The sequence below is a fragment of the Yersinia mollaretii ATCC 43969 genome, from assembly GCF_013282725.1.
GTDB lineage: Bacteria > Pseudomonadota > Gammaproteobacteria > Enterobacterales > Enterobacteriaceae > Yersinia > Yersinia mollaretii.
On sequence record NZ_CP054043.1, the window covers coordinates 449998 to 472979 of the forward strand.

The window sequence follows — 22982 nt, forward strand, 5'->3', positions numbered from 1 at the left end:
CTATGCATCCGCTGGCACTGATACCAGCCATTTATACCAACTGGCGGCCACCTGCGCCCTCTCAGCCATAAAGCTGTCGGCAGCGACTTTGCTGGATTGCTCCTGCAAGGCCAGATGGTGGATCTCATCGCGCATGGTGACGTAAGCACGGGTCAACGCGGCGGCCTCATCCGGCGGCATAATATCGTTATTGGCCATCAGCTCAAAAATACGCACATTATCTGACCAGCGAGTCAGACGCGGTTCACTGGCGGCATAGCGCAGCACCAGATATTGCGCGATAAACTCAATATCAGTGATCCCGCCCTCGTCCGCTTTGATATCAAAGATATCGCGCTGTTTGCTGCCCAAGTGATTGCGCATCTTCTCGCGCATTTCGCGTACTTCCTGCTGCAATTGTGGGCCGTCGCGATGGCGGCACAACACTTGCTGACGAATAGCATCAAACTGCTGATGGATGGCCGGATCGCCATAAACAATACGGGCACGGACCAGCGCCTGATGCTCCCACGTCCACGCCTCATTTTTCTGATAATCCGCGAAAGCCTCGACCGTACTGACCAACATGCCCGCTTCACCGGAGGGCCGCAGCCGGACATCGACCTCATACAAAATGCCTGAGGAGGTGCGGGTGCTAAATAGATGCATCACTCGCTGGGCCAAGCGCAGATAGAACTGGCGGCCATCAATGCTGCGATCGCCGTCGGTCATCACGTCCAGAGGGCAGTCGAGCAGGAACACCAAATCCAGATCCGAGCTGTAACCCAGCTCCCATCCGCCTAGTTTGCCATAGCCAATCACGGCGAAACCACGGCCTTCGCGCTGCTGTAAATGGCTCGGCTGACCATAACGAACCACCATCTGATTCCAGGCCTGCTGGATCACCGCATCAATGATGGCCTCTGCCAGATAGGTTAAGTGATCACTCACTTTCATCACCGGTAGTGCCTCAGTGATATCACCAGCAGCAATGCGTAATTGCTGCGCCTGCTTAAACTGACGCAATGCCTCCAACTGCTGCTCTTCGTCATCTTCCGGCACCCGCAGCAAATATTGGCGTAACTCATCGCGGTAAGCACCGGGTTCCAGCGGCTGATAGAAGGATTGCGGGTCGAGCAACTCATCCAAGAGCAGTGGGTAGCGGGCGAGCTGGCTGGCGACCATCGGCGAAGCTGAACAGAGGCGGATCACATGCTTGAGCGCCGCATGGTACTCCACCAGCAACTCCAGATAGGTGGTGCGGGTCACGATGCTCAGCAGCAGTTGAATCAGGCGGCTAAGCGCAATATTAGCATCTGGGCGCGGGCAAACTTCAGCGAACAGACGCGGCATCAATTGATCCAGCACCTCACGGCCACGGGGGCCAATAGTGCGCTTGTCCATGTCATGACGGAAATCATTAATGGTGATCAGCAACTGGCGACGTGCGGCTTCGTCTAAATGCGGCGTTAGTGGGGCTAAATCACACTCCTCCAGCGCATCCTGCCATAAACTTTTGTACAGCCCATGACAAGGATCTTCGCCAATATCGGGGGTATCGTCGCCAATTAGCTCATCAAACACGGCACGAACGGCTTGCATATGCTGCTCCAGCGCCACACTCATGTCCGCCCAATTCGCGTACCCCATCCCCCAAGCCAATCGGGCCTGATTGAGTGGATCTCCGGGTAAGGTCTGGGTTTGCTCATCAGCGATGGCTTGCAGCAGATTCTCTAAACGGCGCAAAAACAGATAGCTGCCACTGAGATCCGCCACTTGCGGCGCGGGCAATAAACCCAACTCTGACACCGCCTGCAAGGTGGGCAGCAAAGCTCGCTCTTGCAGTCGCGGTTCGCGGCCACCCCGAATCAGCTGAAACACCTGCGTGATGAACTCAATTTCACGAATCCCGCCCGCGCCCAGCTTGATATTATCTTTCAAGCCGCGTCGGCGCACTTCTCGGGCGATCATCCCCTTCATGTTACGCAGCGATTGAATTACGCTGAAATCAATATAGCGGCGGAAGACGAAAGGCCGCAGAGTCTGGCGCAGCTCCTTGCTGTAGGGGTCTTCAGCACCGCCCATCAGACGCGCCTTCACCATCGCATAACGTTCCCAATCACGGCCCTGCTCTTGGTAGTAATCTTCCAGTGCCGCAAAGCTCAGAACCAGCGGGCCACTGTCGCCAAACGGGCGCAGGCGCATATCCACCCGATAGACAAAGCCATCGATAGTTTGCTGATCGAGTGCTTTGATCAGCCGCTGGCCCAAGCGGGTAAAGAACTGGGCATTGTCCAACTGCCGCCGACCGCCTTGGGTCTGACCATTCTCTGGGTAAGCAAAAATAAGATCGATATCAGAGGAGAAATTCAGCTCACCGCCGCCCAGTTTGCCCATCCCCAGAATCAGCAGCGGCTGCGGAACACCGTCACCATTGCATGGTGTTCCGAACTCACGGCAACAGGCCTGATAGAGCCAGTCGCGGGCCGCAATAATCAGGGTTTCAGCCAGGCAACTGAGTTGCTGCAAGCTATCAATGGTCGCGCTGGTTTGCTGGGCCTGTGACCAGGCAATGCGCACCATAATCCGCCGACGAAACAGCCGCAAAGCCGCTAGCAGCGCGGCCTCGTCTTGCACTTCGGCCAGCGCCTGACTCAGCCATTGCGGATAACATTGCCACTCCTGCGGTTGTGGGGGATGCTGATGCAACTCCGCCAACCATTCAGGGTGAATCAGTAGCATATCACTGACAAAATCACTCAACGCCAATACGGCGATATCTTCATCACCTAAGCTCAGCGGCGTCGGCAACTCATGAAAGCGCTGCTGTACATTCTGCGCCTGAATCTGTAATTCCGGAGGGAGTGGCAACATATCGATTCCTTGCATACCCTTCGCCTTAGCGTCGTCAGATTATTGACTGTAACGCCAATGGCTTAGGGTATATGTTCGATTAACGGGCACCATTTAGCCAGAAGGCGGGCTGAGATAGCGCTTCCTTACGGGCGGTATCGCGCCAGTGGCCCTGACGTTCCATAATCGCCAGTTGCAATCCAAACCAGCCATCAATATAAGGGTGCCATTCACTCTGCGGATAGAAGCCAGAGAGCAGCTGGAGGGTCATAATCTGCCGATTCAGACGGGGGAGTTGAGCCAAATAGCCGTCGTCATCCATATTGTGCCCAAAAGCTTCTTTCAGATCGGCGGCACAGCGGCTTAGCATCACGTCGCAAAAGCGCTTAAATGAACCATCAAACTTCGCTAGTGCTTTGGCATCCATAAATGGCCGCCAGCCTGCGGTCACTAACCACGATGTAAGCGCTAACTTACATTTCAGGTAGTCGGCGCTATAGCAGAGCTGTTCCGCCTTTGCATTTTTCGGTTCTAACTGGGGTTCCAGCGCGATCAATAGCACCCGCAGTTCAGTACTGGCTTTACGCGGCACTAATCCGCCAAAAATCGCCAAGGTCTGGCGAACCATCGCCACAGCCTCAATGATCATCGCCTTGGCCGCTGCCTCACCACGCAACCACAACTCTTCATGGTATTGCCAGTGATCCAACGCCATCTCCAGCCCAGCCACCATCCCTTGCTCGACAGTCGATTTCGGCGCAGGCTGCAAGACCAACAGTGGCCGCAATTCACGAGGAGGATTGCCTTGCGCTAAGTGATAGCCACGCGCCGCTTTACTCAGATTGCCCTGACGTAAACCGCCGATTTGCGCCAATTCAGCGGCCAGTGCCAGTAAGTCAGCCTGATTGCCTTGTTTTAGTTCCAGCTCGATTTCGCTCAATGGCTCCGACAACTCGCCAGCGCTAATCGAACCTTGATCAAGAGCAAGCTCTATCTCGCTCTCACCGTAAGTGATTACCCACTTTTCACGAGTGAAATCCGTGCGAAACAGGGGGTGCAACTCAGCTTGTAGCGTCTCAACCGCCCAGCCTTCTGGCCAGATATCGGCGGGGAAACGCGCCAGATCGAGTTTGTCGTTATCAATATCGACATTGTATTCAGGTCGTTGATGTAAGCCGCCAACCACTTTGCCGCCGGTCTTCACCGTCATTTCATAGCGGCCATCATAACCCCGAATGCGTAGGCCAATATCATGCTGGCGCAGGCGATTATCTGCGGTTTCAAAGTAGATGTTGGTCAATGTTTGCGGCGCTGAATGCTGGCTTTTCCAGGTCGTGAGCCGCTCCGGCAACGCGGCGATGGCCGCAGGCGTAGCAATAAATTTTAATTCTATTTCAACGGTCATAATTTCATTCACACCGGTATGTTGCGAGATTACGGGCATTATGCCTTTTTCACGGTGATTTGCCTGTTTTGCACAAACTTCTCTGCTTTAAAACAAAAAACGCGCGCGCGGCAACCCCAAGTCAAAGCCTATTTTAACCTGTTTTCGCCGATCTGCCCTAAGGCTTCATAAGAGATATTTTCACTGCGGTAAAAATAGCCACTAAAGTGTCCCAAGCCGCGCTGGCTATGAGAGTAAGATAGTTCTCATTCCGGTTTATGCGTTGCGTCGGCAAACTGAACACACTACTATCGTTCCATAAATTCACTCATAAATGACTCTCTAATGCAGAAAATACGCCTAATTTGCCTCACGGTGCTCAGTCTCACTCTCTCTTGGGGCGCACACGCCGAAGAAAAACGTTACATCTCTGATGAGCTGGATACCTACGTTCATAGCGGCCCCGGTAATCAATACCGCATTGTTGGCACGCTAAAAGGTGGGGATGAAGTCACCCTGATAAGCGTTGATGAAGGCACAAATTATGGCCAAATTCGCGACAGCAAGGGTAAAACCATCTGGATACCGCTGAATCAGTTGAGTGAAACCCCCAGCCTACGCATTCGGGTGCCAGACCTTGAACAGCAGGTCAAAACACTGACTGATAAACTGGCTAATATTGATAATAGCTGGAATCAGCGCACCGCAGAAATGCAGCAGAAAGTGGCTGCCAGCGATAGTGTTATCTCCGAACTGCAAAAAGAGAATGAATCGCTGAAAAACCAGTTAGTGGTCGCTCAGAAGAAGGTCAGCGCAGTGAATCTGCAATTGGATGATAAGCAGCGCACCATTATCCTACAGTGGTTTATGTACGGCGGCGGTGTTGCAGGGATTGGCCTACTGTTGGGTTTGGTGCTGCCACATTTGATCCCCAGCCGTAAAAAGAACAATCGCTGGATGAACTAATAGTCATCAGTTGAGTGAGAGCAGCTAACAACGCTGCAACGTCAAGAACGAAGGATAAAAATGAAGGTCTATCTGGTCGGCGGTGCCGTACGCGACAACTTACTAAACCTACCTGTGACCGAGCAGGATTGGGTGGTCGTAGGCGCGACCCCAGAACAGCTGCTGGCACAGGGCTACCAACAGGTCGGCAAAGATTTTCCGGTTTTTCTTCATCCGGTTAGCCATGAAGAGTATGCGCTAGCCCGCACCGAACGTAAATCAGGTCAGGGGTATACAGGCTTTACCTGCTACGCCGCCCCTGATGTCACGCTGGAAGAAGATTTACTGCGTCGTGATCTCACCATTAATGCTATCGCCCGCAGTGATGACGGTGAGTTAATCGATCCCTACCACGGCAGACAAGATTTAAAAAACAAAGTGTTACGCCACGTCTCCGAGGCATTTGGCGAAGATCCCCTGCGTGTTCTGCGTGTTGCCCGTTTCGCCGCCCGTTTTGCTCACTTGGGCTTCAGTGTCGCTCCCGAAACTCAATCTTTGATGGCAGCAATGGCACGTAGTGGCGAGCTATCCGCTCTAACGCCAGAACGGGTCTGGAAAGAGACCGAGAAAGCCCTGAAAACACAAAGCCCACAGGTCTATTTTCAGGTACTGCGCGATTGTGATGCATTGGCGGTGCTGTTCCCAGAAATTGACCGCCTTTTTGGTGTTCCCGCACCGGAAAAATGGCACCCGGAAATTGATACCGGCATTCATACCCTAATGACGCTAACTATCGCCGCTCGACTCAGCCCAGAGGTTGATATTCGCTTCGCGGCTCTTTGCCATGATTTGGGCAAAGGGCTGACGCCAAAACAGTTTTGGCCTCATCATCACGGCCACGGCCCCGCTGGCGTCAAGTTGGTTGAGCAGTTGTGTCAGCGTTTACGTGTGCCTAATCCGGTGCGTGATTTGGCGAAACTGGTGGCGGAATACCATGATCTCATCCATACGGTGAATAAGCTCCGACCTGAGACTTTACTCAAATTATTTGATGCGATTGATGTCTGGCGCAAGCCAGAGCGCCTTGAGCAGATGATTATGACCAGCGAGGCCGATGCCCGTGGTCGTACTGGATTTGAAGAAAATCCTTATCCACAAGGCGATTATCTGCGAACCGCATTCCAGATTGCTAATGGCGTCTCGGTGCAAGAGGTGGTCGCCAGCGGGTTACAAGGTCTGGCGATTCGTGACGAGCTAAAACGCCGTCGTCAACAGGCACTGGCGCAATGGAAGCAAGCTCAAGAAGCCGCGTCAGAATAAACTCCTGCCCCTAATCAAACAAAAAGCCCTGATTAATCAGGGCTTTTTTATGCTTCAATTTCACTGCGCAATTACATAAATACCCAATACACCGCTGCGGCTACCACGAAACGATAGATGGCAAAAGGCACAAAAGAGATACGTTTAATCAGTGACAAGAAGGTTTTGATGGCAATCAGTGCGACGATAAATGCCGTGGTGAATCCGACGGCAAACATCGGTAAATCACCCAGTGTCAGGAAGTGCAGACTCTTATACAAATCCAGCCCACTGGCCCCCATCATCATCGGCACCGCCAAAATAAAGGAGAATTCAGAGGCGGCATAGCGATTAACGCCGACCAGCATCCCGCCAGAAATGGTGGCACCCGAGCGGGAGAACCCCGGCCATAATGCAAGGCACTGGAAGCAACCGATGGCAAAAGCCTGGCGATAGGTAATGTCATCCAGCCCGACGGCTTTCGGATTTTTAGGTTTGAACCATTCTGCGGCCAGTAGCAGTAAGCCACCCGCCACCAAGGCATACATCACACTGTGCGGGTTAAATAGTGATTTGATGGCGTTGTGAAAGACCAATCCCAATCCCACAGCGGGCAGCATCGCCAGTAAAATATGGCCTAATGTCAGATGGCCGCTGGTTTTCCCCTCATGGGGTGTCGCGCCAAAATGGATACCAATCAGGCCAAACAACCGCCGCCAGAACACCACGACCACGGCCAGAATCGACCCTAGCTGAATAATGACTTCAAAGGTCTTGGCTTTGTCACCGGTAAAGCCCAGTAACTCGCCGACAATAATCATATGCCCAGTAGATGAAACCGGCAGAAACTCGGTTAATCCTTCGACTACACCCAAAACAAAAGCCACAAACAGCGAATACATATCCGTCATCAACGATACCCAATGCCATATGATAGAAACCAAAAAAACGGCAATATTGAAAACCATAGGGTCAACAAAACAATATGGTTTTCAAGATAGTGCCGTTCAAATTCGATAGTTATAAAATTATCACGCCATGCAATCAGACCATATTATCGACGCAGGGTTGCACTTTTATGTCATCCCAGCAAAAAATAGTCCATCAAACTTTCGCTCAGTCAGGGCGTTGACCGCGTTCGATCACCACGCTGACATTTCTGGCTTGGGCCACTGCGCCCGGTTTGCTGACCTTAATCCGCACCCAAGGTGAATTAAAACGCTGTAACAGCAGCTCGGCAATCTCTTCTGCCACTCGTTCAACCAAGGCAAAACGCTGTGATTCCACATGTTTTATGACGCTATCACTGATGTCCGCATAACTTAGGCAATCATTCACATCATCACTGGCGGCAGCTTTGCGATTATCCCAGCCCATTTCGATATCGAACACCAGCTTTTGCTGAATGGTCTGCTCCCAGTCATAAACACCGATGGTGGTTATGACACTGAGTTCTTCAATAAATACGATGTCCATCACGTCATTCTCTGTTTTTATGCTCGCCGGATACCACTTCCAGCCGAATATGCGTATTATCCACTGATGTGGGGATTAAAACGATCATTATTCAACAGGGCGGTGTTATGAGTGCTATCGCGCTTGGCATGATTATCTTCGCGTATTTGTGTGGCTCTATTTCCAGTGCGATCTTGGTATGCCGGGTTGCCAAGCTGCCAGATCCGCGTGTGCATGGTTCCGGTAATCCCGGAGCGACCAACGTTCTGCGCATTGGGGGCCGCACTGCCGCCGCAACTGTTCTGATTTTTGATGTGCTCAAAGGCATGTTGCCGGTTTGGATAGCGTACCTGCTGCATGTTTCGCCACTCTATCTTGGCCTGACCGCCATTGCCGCCTGTCTCGGCCACATTTATCCGGTATTTTTCCACTTTAAAGGTGGCAAAGGTGTCGCCACTGCATTCGGTGCCATTGCACCCATTGGCTGGGATCTCACTGGCCTGATGACTGGAACTTGGCTGCTGACGGTATTACTGAGCGGTTATTCATCTTTAGGGGCCATTATCAGCGCCCTGATCGCCCCCTTCTACGTCTGGTGGTTTAAGCCGCAATTTACCTTCCCAGTCGCCATGCTCTCCTGCCTGATCCTGATGCGCCACCACGATAACATTCAACGTTTATGGCGTGGAAAAGAGAGCAAAATCTGGGACAAACTCAGAAAGAAAAAACAGAAAACCACCGCCGAAGAAGCCGCAGAGTTGGAAGAGAAAGAGGATTAGTTTTCCTCAAAAACGAGAATGACTGAGCGGGAGCGAGGCAAGGCGCAAGGAATTGAGAGAGCGGAGCATACATCAGTATGTAAGCATCACGAGATGACGCGGCAACACAGCCGCAGCCCCACTCAGACTTTCTGATCAGACTTTCGGCAACTCAGCCAACGGCCAACGCGGCCTCACCGAAACACTCAACTCACTGTTTACGCCACTTTTCAGCCGGATCAAACCAGCGTAGGCGATCATCGCACCATTATCGGTACAAAACTCAGGTCTGGCATAAAATACCTCGCCGCCCCGCTTTTGCATCATTTCAGCCAATTTTAAACGTAAAGTGCGGTTAGCACTGACACCACCAGCAATCACCAAGCGCTTGAAGCCGGTCTGATCCAGCGCGCGTTTGGATTTAATCGCCAACGTATCGACCACGGCATCTTCAAATGCGCGGGCAATATCAGCACGAGTTTGATCATCAGTGCCGTTGGTGCGAATCGTGTTTGCGGCAAACGTTTTCAGACCAGAAAAACTGAAATCCAGCCCAGGCCGGTCAGTCATTGGGCGCGGGAAAGTAAATCGCCCCGCAGTGCCCTGTTGTGCCATACGCGACAGCATTGGCCCGCCGGGATAATCCAGCCCTAATAATTTAGCTGTTTTATCAAAAGCTTCACCCGCCGCATCGTCAACAGATTCGCCCAGCAACAGATATTCACCGATACCAGTTACGCTAATCAATTGGGTGTGACCACCGGAAACCAGCAACGCGACAAAAGGAAATTCGGGGGCATTATCTTCCAGCATAGGTGCCAATAGATGGCCCTCCATATGATGGACCGGCACCGCAGGTACACCCCATGCAAATGCCAATGCGCGGCCAACTGTGGCCCCAACCAACAGTGCGCCAACCAAACCCGGACCCGCGGTATAGGCCACGCCATCGATATCCTTGGCGCTCAAATTAGCTTCTTTCAATGCCGCCTGAATCAGCGGCACAGTTTTGCGCACATGATCACGGGAAGCCAGCTCAGGGACGACGCCGCCATAATCAGCATGCAATTTAACCTGACTGTACAGTTGGTTAGCTAACAGACCGGTTTCATCGTCATACACTGCAATTCCGGTTTCATCGCAGGATGTTTCTATACCCAAAACTCGCATTACATTTCCCATCATTCACGTGCGGCCGACAGTTTAGCATAACAGTGACGTCCGTCATGATTTCTGATGCCAAATTGCGGGGAAAATGTGCCATTTGGGGCCGTCAGAGGTACGAATGTTGTTGATAGTCGTCACATTTGAAAAGAGTGTTGATAAATTCGATCAATACCCCTGTTTAGTATATAATCATTGGCCGTCGTACTCTTAGGCACCAACTTTCTTGTAAAGAATGGGTCGACATCACAGGGGCGTGCCTGTTTCAATTTGCTGTGGTGCTTTACAAAGCAGCATCCATTGAAGTAAAATTCCGCACCATTTTGAGAAGGCTGGCGATTGGCCAGCAGCAAACCGATTTCTATTGAGGTGAGAGGCACATGCCGGTAATTAAAGTACGTGAAAACGAGCCGTTCGACGTAGCTCTTCGTCGTTTCAAACGCTCTTGCGAGAAAGCAGGTGTTTTAGCTGAAGTTCGTCGTCGTGAGTTCTATGAAAAACCGACTACCGAACGTAAACGCGCTAAAGCTTCTGCTGTGAAACGTCACGCGAAGAAATTAGCTCGCGAAAACGCACGCCGCACTCGTCTGTATTAATTCTTCGGGGGTAACCCCACCGCGTAGTTTTTTATGTTCTAAGAACGCGCAGATCGAGTAGTTGCATACGAAGGCCGTGCTTTCCGAAAGGAATGCGCGGCTTGTTCTCGTTTATGGACTGACGACTAGGGGCTTATGGCTGGACGAATTCCACGCGTATTTATCAATGACTTGCTCGCTCGCACCGACATCGTCGATCTTATCGATGCTCGGGTAAAGCTGAAGAAGCAAGGCAAAAATTACCATGCGTGCTGTCCGTTCCATCATGAGAAAACACCCTCATTCACCGTTAACGGCGAAAAACAGTTTTATCACTGTTTCGGCTGTGGTGCACATGGTAATGCTGTTGATTTCTTGATGAATTATGATCGACTCGAATTTGTCGAAAGTATCGAGGAATTAGCCACCATGCACGGGCTGGAAGTGCCTTACGAGGCAGGAACCGGCACTACCCAGATCGAACGCCACCAACGACAAAGTCTATATCAACTGATGGAAAGCCTGAGCGCATTCTATCAACAGTCACTCAAAGGCCAGAATGCCAACCCGGCACGCGAATATCTTAAACGTCGCGGTTTGAGTGAAGAAATCATCCAACATTTTGCTATCGGTTTTGCTCCCCCCGGTTGGGACAATGCCTTAAAACGTTTTGGCCGCGATGGCGAGAGCCGTACCGCGCTGAACGATGCCGGAATGCTGGTGACAAACGATACAGGGCGGACTTACGATCGTTTTCGTGAGCGCGTCATGTTCCCTATCCGTGATAAACGCGGCCGGGTTATCGCTTTTGGTGGGCGAATTCTGGGCGACGGAGTGCCGAAATACCTCAACTCCCCAGAAACAGAAATTTTTCATAAGGGCCGCCAGTTATACGGCTTGTATGAAGCGCAAGTGAATCCCCCCAATCCAACACGTTTACTCGTGGTGGAAGGCTATATGGACGTGGTGGCATTAGCGCAATTTGGCATCGATTATGCTGTTGCCTCGCTGGGAACAGCGACGACGGCGGAACATATTCAATTATTATTCCGTGCGACCGATAACGTAATTTGTTGTTATGACGGCGATCGGGCGGGTAGAGATGCTGCTTGGCGAGCATTAGAAACGGCACTGCCCTATCTAAATGACGGACGTCAGCTACGCTTTATGTTTTTGCCCGATGGCGAAGACCCAGACACACTGGTACGTAAGGAAGGGAAAGACGCATTTGAACAGCGGATGGAGGAGGCGCAGCCACTCTCAACCTTCTTGTTCGAAACGTTGATGCCACAAGTTGATTTGAGCAGCCCCGATGGGCGCGCCAAGTTAAGCACACTGGCACTCCCTTTAATCAGCCAAGTGCCTGGTGAAACCTTACGCCTTTATCTGCGTCAACAATTAGGCAATAAGTTAGGTCTGCTTGATGACAGCCAGCTTGATAAGCTGATGCCAAAACAGGCTGAAAATACGAATACCTACCAGCCGCCACAGCTAAAACGCACAACCATGCGTATACTTATAGGGCTACTGGTACAAAATCCGCAACTGGCTACACTTATCCCCTCACTACAGGGAGTTGAACAAGCTAAGTTAGCCGGTTTACCGTTATTTATTGAGTTGGTTGAGACTTGTCTGGCCCAGCCGGGACTGACAACCGGGCAGTTATTGGAACTGTACCGTGATAATAAATTCAGCCAACAGCTTGAAACTCTCGCAACATGGAACCACATGATTGTTGAGGATATGGTCGAACCGACTTTTGTCGATACGCTAGCAAGCCTGTATGACTCCATTTTGGAGCAACGTCAGGAAACACTGATAGCACGTGACCGAACACATGGATTAAACGCCGAAGAACGTAAAGAGCTTTGGTCTTTGAATCTGGCTTTAGCCAGAAAAAAATGAATCACCCAACGGCTTAATTGCCGATAAATGTGGGGGCGACTCCCCACAATATGCCGCCATAGCGGGCAGCGGCGACAAAAAAAGGCCCCAAATGCTATTGTTGGCGGTTTCGCCGACCGACACCAACCCAAATACTCTGAAGTGTGGATACCGTCTTATGGAGCAAAACCCGCAGTCACAGCTGAAGCTACTTGTCACCCGTGGTAAGGAGCAAGGCTATCTGACCTATGCTGAGGTCAATGACCATCTGCCGGAAGATATCGTCGATTCCGATCAGATCGAAGACATCATCCAGATGATTAATGACATGGGCATACAGGTACTTGAAGAAGCCCCTGATGCCGATGATTTAATGCTGGCCGAGAACACCACTGATACCGACGATGACGCAGCGGAAGCTGCTGCACAGGTGTTGTCCAGTGTTGAATCTGAAATCGGGCGTACAACCGACCCGGTGCGTATGTACATGCGCGAAATGGGTACCGTTGAGCTATTGACGCGTGAAGGCGAGATTGATATCGCCAAGCGTATCGAAGAGGGTATCAATCAGGTTCAGTGCTCTGTAGCTGAATACCCTGAAGCTATTACTTATCTGTTGGAACAATATGATCGCGTCGAAGCGGGTGAAGCTCGTTTATCCGACCTGATCAACGGCTTTGTCGATCCCAATGCCGAAGAAGATATTGCGCCGACGGCAACTCACGTAGGCTCTGAATTATCCACTGAAGAGATGGATGACGACGACAAAGAAGAAGAAGACGAAGAAGAAGAGGAAGACGACAACAGCATCGACCCAGAGCTGGCGCGTCAGAAATTCAGCGAATTGCGTGAGCAGTATGAAAATACACGCATGGCCATCAAGAAAAATGGCCGTAGCCACGCTACTGCTGCTGCCGAGATTCTGAATCTTTCTGAAGTGTTCAAACAGTTCCGTCTGGTTCCGAAGCAGTTCGACTATCTGGTCAATAACATGCGCGCCATGATGGATCGCGTTCGTACTCAAGAACGTATCATCATGAAGCTGTGTGTTGAACAGTGCAAAATGCCGAAGAAAAACTTCGTTACCCTGTTTGCCAGCAATGAAACCAGTGATACTTGGTTTGCAGCAGCAGTGGCTATGGGTAAACCATGGTCGGAAAAACTGAAAGATGTCTCGGACGATGTTCAACGTAGCTTGCAGAAATTACGCCAGATCGAAGAAGAAACGGGTCTGACGATTGAGCAAGTGAAAGACATCAACCGCCGTATGTCTATCGGTGAAGCGAAAGCGCGTCGTGCTAAGAAAGAGATGGTTGAGGCTAACCTGCGTCTGGTTATCTCTATTGCGAAAAAATACACCAACCGTGGTCTGCAATTCCTGGATTTGATTCAGGAAGGTAACATCGGTTTGATGAAAGCAGTAGACAAGTTCGAATACCGTCGTGGTTATAAGTTCTCAACTTATGCAACTTGGTGGATTCGTCAGGCAATCACTCGCTCTATCGCGGATCAGGCACGTACCATCCGTATTCCGGTACATATGATTGAGACGATTAACAAACTCAATCGTATCTCGCGTCAGATGCTGCAAGAGATGGGCCGCGAGCCAACGCCAGAAGAGTTGGCTGAACGCATGCTGATGCCGGAAGACAAGATCCGCAAAGTGCTGAAGATTGCTAAAGAGCCAATCTCAATGGAAACGCCAATCGGTGATGATGAAGATTCACATCTGGGCGATTTCATCGAAGATACCACTCTGGAGCTACCGCTGGACTCTGCAACCTCTGAGAGCCTGCGTTCTGCCACTCACGACGTGTTGGCTGGCCTGACCGCACGTGAAGCGAAAGTTCTGCGTATGCGTTTCGGTATCGATATGAACACTGACCACACTTTGGAAGAAGTGGGTAAGCAGTTCGACGTTACCCGTGAACGTATTCGTCAGATCGAAGCGAAGGCATTGCGTAAATTGCGCCACCCAAGCCGTTCTGAAGTACTGCGCAGCTTCCTCGACGATTAATCGTCGGTTGCGTTAACCAGCAGACAAAACCCCCGGCATACCGGGGGTTTTCTTTTTGGCTTAAACTCTGATTCCGATACCAATATTGGCTTACTATTTTCCACTATATACTTAAAAACACTTAAATTTGCGCAGAAAACACCCATCTGATTTATCAGCTCTAGACCGCAGGATAAAAACTACCGTATAATCAGCGTCCAAGTTTGGCCCCTTAGCTCAGTTGGTTAGAGCACGCGACTCATAATCGCTTGGTCACTGGTTCAAGTCCAGTAGGGGCCACCAAATTTTAGCTGTTAAATCAGTACATTAAGCCACTTTTAACGAAGTGGCTTTTTTGTATCTGGCATTTAAGTGACGATGAAATGGCGATGCACCCAGCACAAATAAAAAACGCCCAATGAGGTACATCAGGCGTTTTGAGGGTTGATAAGTGTCAACATATAGCGGGATAAGTCACTCGATATGGCTAATAGCAAAATCACAGTGAAGATTTTGCTATTAAGAAATTAAGCGGCCTACGAGCCTTTGGGGCGTTTCCTCCGCAAGATAAACAGTTATGGCTGTTTATCTAATAAGAAACGAATCACAGATGCATACTCTTTGGCATATCCTTCAATACTTTTATCCGCTATGCCGGAATTTTCGATCTTGTACTTTCCTGAGACATAAAATGAAGGCGTTCCTCGAATATCCATCTCTTTTACAGTCTCATTCTGTTTAGCGACTAAAGCTTTTACCGACGGGCTTTGACGTATATTGTCATAGACGGATTCATTGACTCCAGCCTCAGCAAACAATTTCTTAATATCATCAATTCCATTAATGGCGTTTTCTCTTTGAAGCCTTTCAAACAATCTTGTCTCTATTTTATCTTCAATGCCGAGAACCATAGCGACGGACCATGCCTCTGTTAACTCGTTGCCCAATTTACCCATCAGGCTGACATGGTATTTGACGAGTTTTGTTCCTACAGGCAGCCCTTCACTCACGCTCTTGCTAACGTTATAGGTACTTGTAAACATATAACAGGGGCCGCAATAAAATGAAAAAAACTCGACAACTGCGGGGGCTGATGCCACAGGTTTCTCAAGAGAGGTATAACTGACACCTTCTTTATAATCAGCCGCATAGGAGGCAGGGAGTGAGAGCATAAGTAGCAATGCTATAAAACCTAGATGAATTCTCTTTGACATAATCTTTTCCGAAATTATATTAAGCTAGTCTCTGCCAGTATGTATTGAGGGAATATTAAATAAATCTAAAATCTCAAAATAGGATATTATGATATTTATTCTCATTAATATTACCAAACACAACTGGCAGCCTTTTAGATATTATTTGTAACAATTATAAATATGTTTTGAACCAGTCTGCCTGGATATTAACTGCATGGTCAAAATGCTCACCGCTGTACATATCATAATGCTGAGCGCCCTCGACCACATGAAGATGCTTTTTATCTGATTTGACTGCACCATATAACTCCAGCCCTTGTTCGGGTGGATTGACGGTATCATTCCCTGCCACAACAATCAGGCTCGGACAAGTGACACGCATGGCGTTCTCTTTGGGCTTATATTGCAGGGTCTCTTTTACCGTCAGGAAAGGAATCTTAATATTCATTGTCGGGTGACGATTTTTATTCTCTTCGAAGAATGCTTTTGACTCCTCATCAGCCAGCACACGGGTTATTCCAACAAACATCTCCTTCCCTGTAATGCTCTTTTTTTCTGCCATTTTGTTTAATGTGGCAATGAACCCTGTCTTCTCGTCCTCGGACATTTTTCCCGTCACGATCTTCTCGCCATCAGCAAAAGCCAACTGACTCACGATACATTTGATATCACTATTTTCTGCCGCAGCCCCAAAGACATGGCAGCCGCCAAAGGATGTTCCCCACAAACCGATACGGTTTTCATCAATACCCGATTTATCTTTAATCCATTCAACAACGGAAAGGATATCTTCGATTTGCATTGCAGGGACAAGACGACCACGCTCTCCTGTACTTGCTCCAAAACCTCTGTAATCGAATGTAACGGTGCAGAACCCTGAGTGCGTGAAAAATTCAGCGAATGGCGGGAGTAAAATTTCCTGTATACCGCAAAAACCGTGGCACAAAATAATGACCGGGAGATTTCCTGCAGATAGGGGTTTTCTTAGTGTAAGAGCGATACCATTAGGTAACTGATATGTTGTTGTTTCCATATAGTAAATCATTCCTTATTTCAGATAAATAAAAGAGCCTATGCGGATATGTAACAGCAACTTGATGAGGGTCAGAAAATAGGTATCCGCATAGAGATCCACTGTTAATCACTCAGAATTGCGATCTTATAGGTAGGGCTATCTTTCATTACCAGAAGCCATGCCAAATAAATGTTGGCTCTGGCTTATCACTTCCACAATCTAATATGTTTCAGAACTCGGGCTATTCGCTATCAGTGTCATTTCCAGCCGACAAAACCCATTTTTCATAATAAAAGAAGAGAGGCAGAAATAGCAATCACCAACGATCAGATAAAAACATATTGATACATATTTTTCAGATACAGATAGAGTGATAACGCTTACCTTCAACAAACGAAAAATTCTAAAAATCCCCCCTTCTGTTTAATAAGGGTTTATTTCACGCAGGGAAACTCAATAGATAGAATGCGATATTTTGGCAAAACTATTTTTAAATAACAGTCAGGCAAGAAGAGTCATTATTCTCGTGACATGATCGAAAATCTCTTCCATCATGTTTTCAAAAAATGGCGATAATGTGTACATCATCATCGATAAGGCAGCCATCCCAGTACCGAGTGTCAAAGGAAAACCCACCACAAAGATCGAGAGCTGGGGCGTGAGACGGTTGAGAAGCCCCAACGTCAAATTAAGGCATAGCAGTAAAGTAATAATAGGCAAACCCAACATCAGCCCAAATCTGAAAATTAATCCTGCCGCGTGGGGTAAATAGATAAAGCCTTCTGAATTGAATTCATCACTGTTTATAGGCAAGGCGATAAAACTGTCTGCTAGGATGCTGAGCATCCATAAGTGGCCGTTAAGGGTCAAAAAGAGTAGTGTCACCAGAAGATTAAGTATTCTGGCAACCACTGGCATATTCCCCCCAGCAGCAGGATCATAAAAGGTTGCAAAGGAGAGCCCCATTTGCAATCCAATAATCTCCCCGGCATTGCGTACAGCCACAAATATAAGCTGGATAGTTAACCCCATTGCCGCACCAATAATGAATTGCTTGGCCCCTACCCATAATCCGGTAATAGAAAAAATCTCAATATGATTATTGGGAAGATGCTGGCCAACCAACAAAGCGATAATAGCGGCCAAACCGACTTTGGTTTTTCTGCCAATACCTTTTTCATTAAAAATAGGGGCAGTACTGAAGAGTGCTAATATTCTCAGCATTGGCCAGAAGAATTGGTTAATAATGGGATACAGGCTAGCGATTGATAGGGTGAGCATAGCTATCCAATGACATACGGTAAATTGCTATAAAGCGTGCGCGTATAGTCAAGGAAAACACTCAGCATCCATGGCCCCAAGGCGACACCTACGGCAATAATCGTCAGTATTTTAGGTATAAACGATAGTGTCATTTCATTTATTTGGGTTGATGCCTGCAAAATACTGACAATAAGGCCAGTAAACAAAGCGGCAAATAATAGTGGTGCCGCCATCATCAGCCCGACTTTAATTGCCTGAAGCCCCATCGCCATTACACTTTCGGGTGTCATCTCTTATCCTATTTAGCTAAAGAAGCTTTGTGCTAACGAGCCCATTAACAGTTGCCAGCCGTCAACCAGAACAAACAGCATTAATTTAAAGGGCAATGATATTGTGGCCGGTGGAACCATCATCATACCCAGCGCCATTAATACACTGGCGACCACTAGATCAATAATCAGAAAAGGAATAAACACGGTGAATCCAATCTGGAATCCGGTTTTCAGTTCACTGGTCACAAAAGCGGGAAGCAGAATTCGCAACGGCACATCATCCTGACTTTGAAAATTCTCCTCTTTCGCCATTCGCGTATAGAGAGCCAAGTCAGTTTCCCGTGTCTGCTCTAGCATGAAAGTCCGCAGCGGCTGCACACCTCTTTCCAGTGCTGTCTCCATGGAGATTTTGTCTTCAGAGAGCGGTTGCCAAGCCTCTTTATATATCTGATTAAAAACAGGTGACATGACATAGAAGGTCAAAAACAGGGCCAATCCAAGTAACACTTGATTCGGTGGTGTAGAGGGTGTCCCAAGTGCATTACGTAATAAGCCCAACACAATGATAATGCGGGTAAAACCCGTCATCATCAGCAGTATGGCGGGTAAAAACGTTAAAGACGTTAGGAGGACCAGCGTTTGCACCGGCAACGACCAATTCTCACCATCTGCGGAACGTGCCATCATCACATCACTGTTCGCCGCCCAGACACTATGGACGGGCAGCAAAAATCCAATCATCAGCAGAGTGAGTAGACCCAAGCACATCCAGACACTCGTACCTTGTCGTGGGACTGTATTCATGTTCCAGACCCCGCTTTGCCTTTTTTTAACATGCCTATCAAGGTCGATTGAAAATCACCGGATGGTGGCGAATCAGCAGTAATATGCTGATCTTCTGACTTTTCAAATGTCGCCAGACAACTGATTTGGGTCGCCGTGATACCGAGTAATAATCTTTTATCACCCATATCCATCACAATAACGCGCTCACGCTGCCCCAGTGAATGGCTGCAAACCACAGAGAGAATCTGATTTCCCTTTGGGAAACGCTGGGCAAGCCCGGTGCGGCGAGCAACCCATGCAATGGCGGCAATAATCAGTAATATCAACGCCAGTGAGCTACCAATATTGACTAATAATGAGCCGGGTGTTGTGGCATCAATCATCGAAGATGATGCCTGGATTTGTGTTTGGTTACCCATCATCGACTCAAGCGGTACATTCTTTCTGAAGGCGTAATAATATCTGTAATACGGATACCGAATTTATCAGAAACGACGACAACTTCACCTTGGGCGATTAAGTAGCCATTGATGAGAATATCCAAAGGTTCACCGGCCAGTCCTTCCAGAGAAACAACAGATCCCTGACTCAGGCGCAGCAACTCTTTAATTGTCATTTTAGTGCGGCCTAATTCAACCGTCATCTTGACGGGAATATCCAGAATCAAATCGAGATCTTCAGAAAAATTAGGGACCAGATTCTCTTTGGCTGGCATATTATCTGCTGTTTGTTGCTCGCTCATCGCTTCACCCCAAAGATTATCAATAGATTGCTTATCAGCACCAGACGTAGGTGTGGTGTCACTCATGGGGGAATTACTCCTTTTTTAAAGATAATAGTGCGGGATTCATCATTTTCTCGACTTTGAGAGCATATTGCTTATTAACACAACCGTACTTACCAGAAAATACGGGAACCCCATCAACACAAGCTTCAATACTCTCTTGTTTATCAATAGGAATTACATCACCTTCTTTCATCTTCATCACTTGTGAAAGGCGAGTCGGTATATCAGCAAAACTTGCCACTAACTCAAGTTCAGTTTCTCTGACCTGTGAGGCGAGTGTGTTGCGCCACTGTTTTTCTTCTTGGCGCGAATTTTCCATTGGCGGGCTGGTTAATAGCTCACGTAAGGGTTCAATAATGCTGAAGGGAATACAAATATCAAACTCACCTCGGTGTGGGCCTATTTCTACATAAAATGGCGTAGTCACCACAATATCATTCGGTGATGAGGTGATATTAGTGAACTTGACCTGTATTTCTGCACGCACATATTCAGTATGCAGTTTAAAGATCGAGCTCCATGCGAAATCATAAGCTTCAAGTGCCATCGTTAACATGCGTTTAATCACGCGCTGTTCCGTTGGCGTAAACTCTCGCCCATCTGCTTTAGTGGGGAATCGCCCATCGCCACCAAACAAATTATCTACCGCCATGAAAACCAGATTAGGCGAGAAGACAAAAAGTGCCGTGCCGCGCAGTGGGTTCATATGGACCAAATTAAGATTGGTGGGGACCGGAAGATTACGCGCAAACTCATGATACGGCTGTATTTTAATATTTCCGGCGGTGATATCCGGACTACGGCGCAAAAGATTAAACAACCCCATTCGGAACTGACGGGCAAAACGTTCGTTAATAATCTCAAGAGAATGTAAGCGCTCACGGACAACACGGCGTTGAGTATTAGGATCGTAAGGTTTAATACCTACATCTAATGCCGGGTTATTTGCTAGATCTTCACTTTCAGTATTACTACCGCCATTGAGAAGGCTGTCTATTTCGGCCTGAGACAATATGCTATCAGACATTAGGAATTACCGTAATATGAATGCATTAAATAATACATCTGTAATCATCACACTCTGATTCGGTGCAAGTGGTTTACTGACAACGCTTTTAATTTTTTCAATTAATTGGTTTTTCCCATCATCCACCGATAAATCTTCAGCAGTTTGATGCGCTAAAATCATCAGTAATCGACTGCGAATTTCCGGCAAAAACTTCTCTACCAATAATTTTGAATCTTCATCTTTAACGCGTAAAGTCAATCCAATATACAACACGCGATCAGATTCAGTAGACGTCGGTTTAAGGCTAACGGTAAAGGTATCCATGGGGATATATAATGGCGTCTCTGGGATCTTTACCGAAGCTGTTTTCTTACCTTCGTCTGGTGCATTGGCTTTCATGTTTTTTATTTCATAAAAAGTATAACCAGCCAAGGCACATGCTGCGATTGAAATTAACATCAGTAATAAAACTAACCAGGGGAATTTTTTCCCACCCCCATTAGCTTTCTGATTCTTTTTTATCATTTTGTGAAAAACCCTATTATAAATACCCTGATTTCCGGCAATAGCAAACATGCGGATGAGCTGTACATTCTATTACAGCTAGGCTCTAGGGCAATTCACTGAAGAAATTGAATTATTGTCGCCAATTCATTTGATGATTAAATTTCTTAAACAAATGTATTTATTCCATTGGAATAACTCACATTTTTAGTTTTAATTTCGTCAATATCATCATGTATTAGCGTCTGGTCATCAGCTTCATCCTTAAAATGAGGCTGCTTTGATGATTGCTCTGATTGAGAAAATGCGCCCCAAGACGATGATGAATCCGCCCCGACACTACTTTGCCCCAAATTAATACCCGATTCCGCCAGCGAGGTGCGCAAATGCGGCATCGCCGCCTCAAGTGCAGCACGCACCTGATGATTTTCCGCCACAAAATGCAGTTGCGCCTGATCGCTGTTCAACCGTAGGTTAATTTGTAATGCGCCTAACTCTTCAGGATGTAGACGTAATTCCGCATTATGGATGCCATTTCGCGAAAAATAGGAGAGTTGCTGGCTGAGCGCTTGTTGCCATGCCGGACTCCCCAGAGGCTGATTCAATACCGCCGGAGAGGGGGTCGCTGCGGGCAGTTGAGAAACTGACGTATCATGGACCGCAGAGAAGTTCGGGCGGAAGGCCGCGTCCGGCGTCAGCGATAAACGACTCTCTGGCGTTAATGGGAGCGGGGTATTGACCTCCAACTTTATCGGCGCTGCGGTATTTCCCTGCTGATTCGTTTCCACACTTTTAATCTGGGAAAGAAATGCATCATGCTGATCTGCTGTTGTTTTGTCCGTCACTGGCTGACCTTCCAGTGCCCCACGGAAATTTAGAGGCGCGTTTTTCGGCATCCCCGGATTCAGCCATGGCGCGGAGCGACTCTGCTGCTCCTTGCCCTGTGGCTCGGCAAGGTCAGCCTGTGTGATGGCGGCACCCTCAGCACTCTGCTCACCCGTGGTTTCAATCAGCGGCGAGGCCACTGGTGCTGGCGTCACCGCCAATGCGGGCATCGCCACACTGCCTTGCACGGCGTTAGCCACTAGCTGCTGTAAGTGCTGAAGCTGCGGATCAATAGAGGGTACAGGTTCAGTTGGCGGCTCTTGTGGCGGCAATACCGGAATAATATCGGTGAGTGTAATGTCGATCACGTCCCTGTTTTCAGTCTCATCCTCCGCTTTCCCCGGCTCGGGGGATGCCTGTTCAGGCTGAGGAGTATTGCCCTTTGAGGGCAGTTTCAACTCAGGCGAAGCGAGTTTTTTATCCAGTGTCGCAGAGAAATTCTCTGCATCTGCGGCGGGTTGCGGGTTATTTTTCGCGATGACGCCATTGATAGCAGGCATGGCCTTGACGATCATAAGGTTTTTCTTCCCATACAGGCACGCTGTGCAAATTCATCCATCATCTTCTGTTCCTGACGATTCTCTTTTAACATTTTCACGGCATCTGCCCTGCTTTTGAGGGTCTCGAACGCATTGAGACGCCGCTTATCTTGTTTCCATGCCAGCAATGTTTGGTCCACTGAATGCTGGCATTGAGCCACTTGCCCTGCTTGTTGTTTGACGACACTGCCCAGTGAATCAATAAAAGATTGGCGGTTTAGCAGGTCAGCAATAGGCATACCTTTCTCCACAACACTGCTGCGTAATTGCTGCTGATATTCCAATTCGAAACTTTCAAGTTGATCAAGTTGCAGCACGGCTTGGGTGTGTGCTTGCTGCATTTTCCCTAGCTGAACAGTGGTATCACTTAATGTTTTTTCTGCCAGATCGCGCAGGACATCCATTGGGCTAGTGATCGCCATAATTAATTACTC

At 48.4% G+C, this 22982-nt stretch carries 22 protein-coding genes and 1 tRNA gene; 7 read left to right on the forward strand and 16 right to left on the reverse strand.

The features are described 5' to 3' along the window. Nucleotides 1–2853, reverse strand: coding sequence for a bifunctional [glutamate--ammonia ligase]-adenylyl-L-tyrosine phosphorylase/[glutamate--ammonia-ligase] adenylyltransferase (glnE, locus tag HRD69_RS01935; RefSeq protein WP_032814115.1), 2853 nt, complete (start codon nucleotides 2851–2853; stop codon nucleotides 1–3). Nucleotides 2854–2932: 79 nt separating this feature from the next. Beyond that, nucleotides 2933–4237, reverse strand: coding sequence for a CYTH domain-containing protein (locus HRD69_RS01940; protein ID WP_032814114.1), 1305 nt, complete (start codon nucleotides 4235–4237; stop codon nucleotides 2933–2935). 324 nt (nucleotides 4238–4561) lie between these two features. Between HRD69_RS01940 and HRD69_RS01945 the strand changes: the two genes are divergently transcribed. Then, nucleotides 4562–5182 carry a TIGR04211 family SH3 domain-containing protein gene (locus HRD69_RS01945; RefSeq protein WP_032814064.1) on the forward strand — a complete coding sequence of 207 codons (621 nt, stop codon included), beginning with the start codon at nucleotides 4562–4564 and terminating at the stop codon, nucleotides 5180–5182. A 60-nt stretch (nucleotides 5183–5242) separates the two neighbouring features. Continuing rightward, nucleotides 5243–6481 carry a multifunctional CCA addition/repair protein gene (locus HRD69_RS01950; protein WP_004874833.1) on the forward strand — a complete coding sequence of 413 codons (1239 nt, stop codon included), beginning with the start codon at nucleotides 5243–5245 and terminating at the stop codon, nucleotides 6479–6481. A gap of 71 nt (nucleotides 6482–6552) precedes the next feature. On the opposite strand, the gene bacA is transcribed toward HRD69_RS01950, so the two are convergent. Both bacA and folB read right to left on the reverse strand, forming a co-directional pair. Next, nucleotides 6553–7371 carry an undecaprenyl-diphosphate phosphatase gene (gene bacA, locus HRD69_RS01955; protein WP_032814063.1) on the reverse strand — a complete coding sequence of 273 codons (819 nt, stop codon included), beginning with the start codon at nucleotides 7369–7371 and terminating at the stop codon, nucleotides 6553–6555. Between the two features lie 205 nt (nucleotides 7372–7576). After that, entirely contained in the window at nucleotides 7577–7936 is a 360-nt protein-coding gene (gene folB / locus HRD69_RS01960; RefSeq protein WP_004874831.1) for a bifunctional dihydroneopterin aldolase/7,8-dihydroneopterin epimerase, read from the reverse strand. Nucleotides 7937–8043: 107 nt separating this feature from the next. Between folB and plsY the strand changes: the two genes are divergently transcribed. After that, complete coding sequence (plsY, locus tag HRD69_RS01965; protein ID WP_032814113.1) at nucleotides 8044–8694, forward strand: glycerol-3-phosphate 1-O-acyltransferase PlsY; 651 nt, start codon at nucleotides 8044–8046, stop codon at nucleotides 8692–8694. 135 nt (nucleotides 8695–8829) lie between these two features. On the opposite strand, the gene tsaD is transcribed toward plsY, so the two are convergent. Beyond that, nucleotides 8830–9843 (reverse strand): tRNA (adenosine(37)-N6)-threonylcarbamoyltransferase complex transferase subunit TsaD, encoded by a 1014-nt coding sequence (tsaD, locus tag HRD69_RS01970; protein ID WP_004874829.1) that lies wholly within the window; start codon nucleotides 9841–9843, stop codon nucleotides 8830–8832. Nucleotides 9844–10217: 374 nt separating this feature from the next. Here tsaD and rpsU point away from each other — a divergent pair, with 374 nt between their 5' ends. The 4 genes from rpsU (at nucleotide 10218) to HRD69_RS01990 (ending at nucleotide 14595) form a co-directional block, all read left to right on the forward strand. Next, nucleotides 10218–10433: a 30S ribosomal protein S21 gene (rpsU, locus tag HRD69_RS01975; RefSeq protein WP_001144069.1), complete on the forward strand. Its 216-nt coding sequence runs from the start codon at nucleotides 10218–10220 to the stop codon at nucleotides 10431–10433. Between the two features lie 135 nt (nucleotides 10434–10568). After that, entirely contained in the window at nucleotides 10569–12317 is a 1749-nt protein-coding gene (gene dnaG, locus HRD69_RS01980) for a DNA primase (RefSeq protein ID WP_004874828.1), read from the forward strand. 157 nt (nucleotides 12318–12474) lie between these two features. Then, nucleotides 12475–14313 carry an RNA polymerase sigma factor RpoD gene (gene rpoD, locus HRD69_RS01985; RefSeq protein ID WP_032814062.1) on the forward strand — a complete coding sequence of 613 codons (1839 nt, stop codon included), beginning with the start codon at nucleotides 12475–12477 and terminating at the stop codon, nucleotides 14311–14313. Nucleotides 14314–14518: 205 nt separating this feature from the next. Further along, nucleotides 14519–14595 (forward strand) — tRNA-Ile (locus tag HRD69_RS01990). Nucleotides 14596–14867: 272 nt separating this feature from the next. Here HRD69_RS01990 and HRD69_RS01995 read toward each other — a convergent pair. The 11 genes from HRD69_RS01995 to fliJ form a co-directional block, all read right to left on the reverse strand. Next, complete coding sequence (locus tag HRD69_RS01995) at nucleotides 14868–15506, reverse strand: DsbA family protein (protein ID WP_032814061.1); 639 nt, start codon at nucleotides 15504–15506, stop codon at nucleotides 14868–14870. Nucleotides 15507–15660: 154 nt separating this feature from the next. Next, nucleotides 15661–16521 carry a UilS family quorum-quenching N-acyl-homoserine lactonase gene (uilS, locus tag HRD69_RS02000; RefSeq protein WP_032814060.1) on the reverse strand — a complete coding sequence of 287 codons (861 nt, stop codon included), beginning with the start codon at nucleotides 16519–16521 and terminating at the stop codon, nucleotides 15661–15663. Nucleotides 16522–17004: 483 nt separating this feature from the next. Next, nucleotides 17005–17784 (reverse strand): flagellar biosynthetic protein FliR, encoded by a 780-nt coding sequence (gene fliR, locus HRD69_RS02005; protein WP_004874824.1) that lies wholly within the window; start codon nucleotides 17782–17784, stop codon nucleotides 17005–17007. A gap of 2 nt (nucleotides 17785–17786) precedes the next feature. Then, a complete protein-coding gene (gene fliQ / locus HRD69_RS02010) occupies nucleotides 17787–18056 on the reverse strand; it encodes a flagellar biosynthesis protein FliQ (protein WP_032814059.1) in 270 nt (89 codons plus the stop codon). 12 nt (nucleotides 18057–18068) lie between these two features. Further along, on the reverse strand, nucleotides 18069–18806 hold the full coding sequence (gene fliP / locus HRD69_RS02015; protein WP_004874822.1) for a flagellar type III secretion system pore protein FliP: 738 nt from the start codon (nucleotides 18804–18806) through the stop codon (nucleotides 18069–18071). Between the two features lie 32 nt (nucleotides 18807–18838). Next, a complete protein-coding gene (fliO, locus tag HRD69_RS02020; protein WP_004874821.1) occupies nucleotides 18839–19207 on the reverse strand; it encodes a flagellar biosynthetic protein FliO in 369 nt (122 codons plus the stop codon). A gap of 35 nt (nucleotides 19208–19242) precedes the next feature. After that, a complete protein-coding gene (gene fliN / locus HRD69_RS02025) occupies nucleotides 19243–19632 on the reverse strand; it encodes a flagellar motor switch protein FliN (protein WP_004874820.1) in 390 nt (129 codons plus the stop codon). A gap of 7 nt (nucleotides 19633–19639) precedes the next feature. Next, nucleotides 19640–20638 carry a flagellar motor switch protein FliM gene (gene fliM / locus HRD69_RS02030; protein WP_004874819.1) on the reverse strand — a complete coding sequence of 333 codons (999 nt, stop codon included), beginning with the start codon at nucleotides 20636–20638 and terminating at the stop codon, nucleotides 19640–19642. A 6-nt stretch (nucleotides 20639–20644) separates the two neighbouring features. Continuing rightward, nucleotides 20645–21196 (reverse strand): flagellar basal body-associated protein FliL, encoded by a 552-nt coding sequence (gene fliL / locus HRD69_RS02035; RefSeq protein ID WP_004874818.1) that lies wholly within the window; start codon nucleotides 21194–21196, stop codon nucleotides 20645–20647. A 95-nt stretch (nucleotides 21197–21291) separates the two neighbouring features. Further along, on the reverse strand, nucleotides 21292–22524 hold the full coding sequence (locus HRD69_RS02040) for a flagellar hook-length control protein FliK (RefSeq protein ID WP_050413190.1): 1233 nt from the start codon (nucleotides 22522–22524) through the stop codon (nucleotides 21292–21294). Next, complete coding sequence (gene fliJ, locus HRD69_RS02045) at nucleotides 22521–22970, reverse strand: flagellar export protein FliJ (RefSeq protein ID WP_004874816.1); 450 nt, start codon at nucleotides 22968–22970, stop codon at nucleotides 22521–22523. The genes HRD69_RS02040 and fliJ overlap by 4 nt, the downstream gene beginning before the upstream one ends. Nucleotides 22971–22982 lie beyond the last annotated feature (12 nt).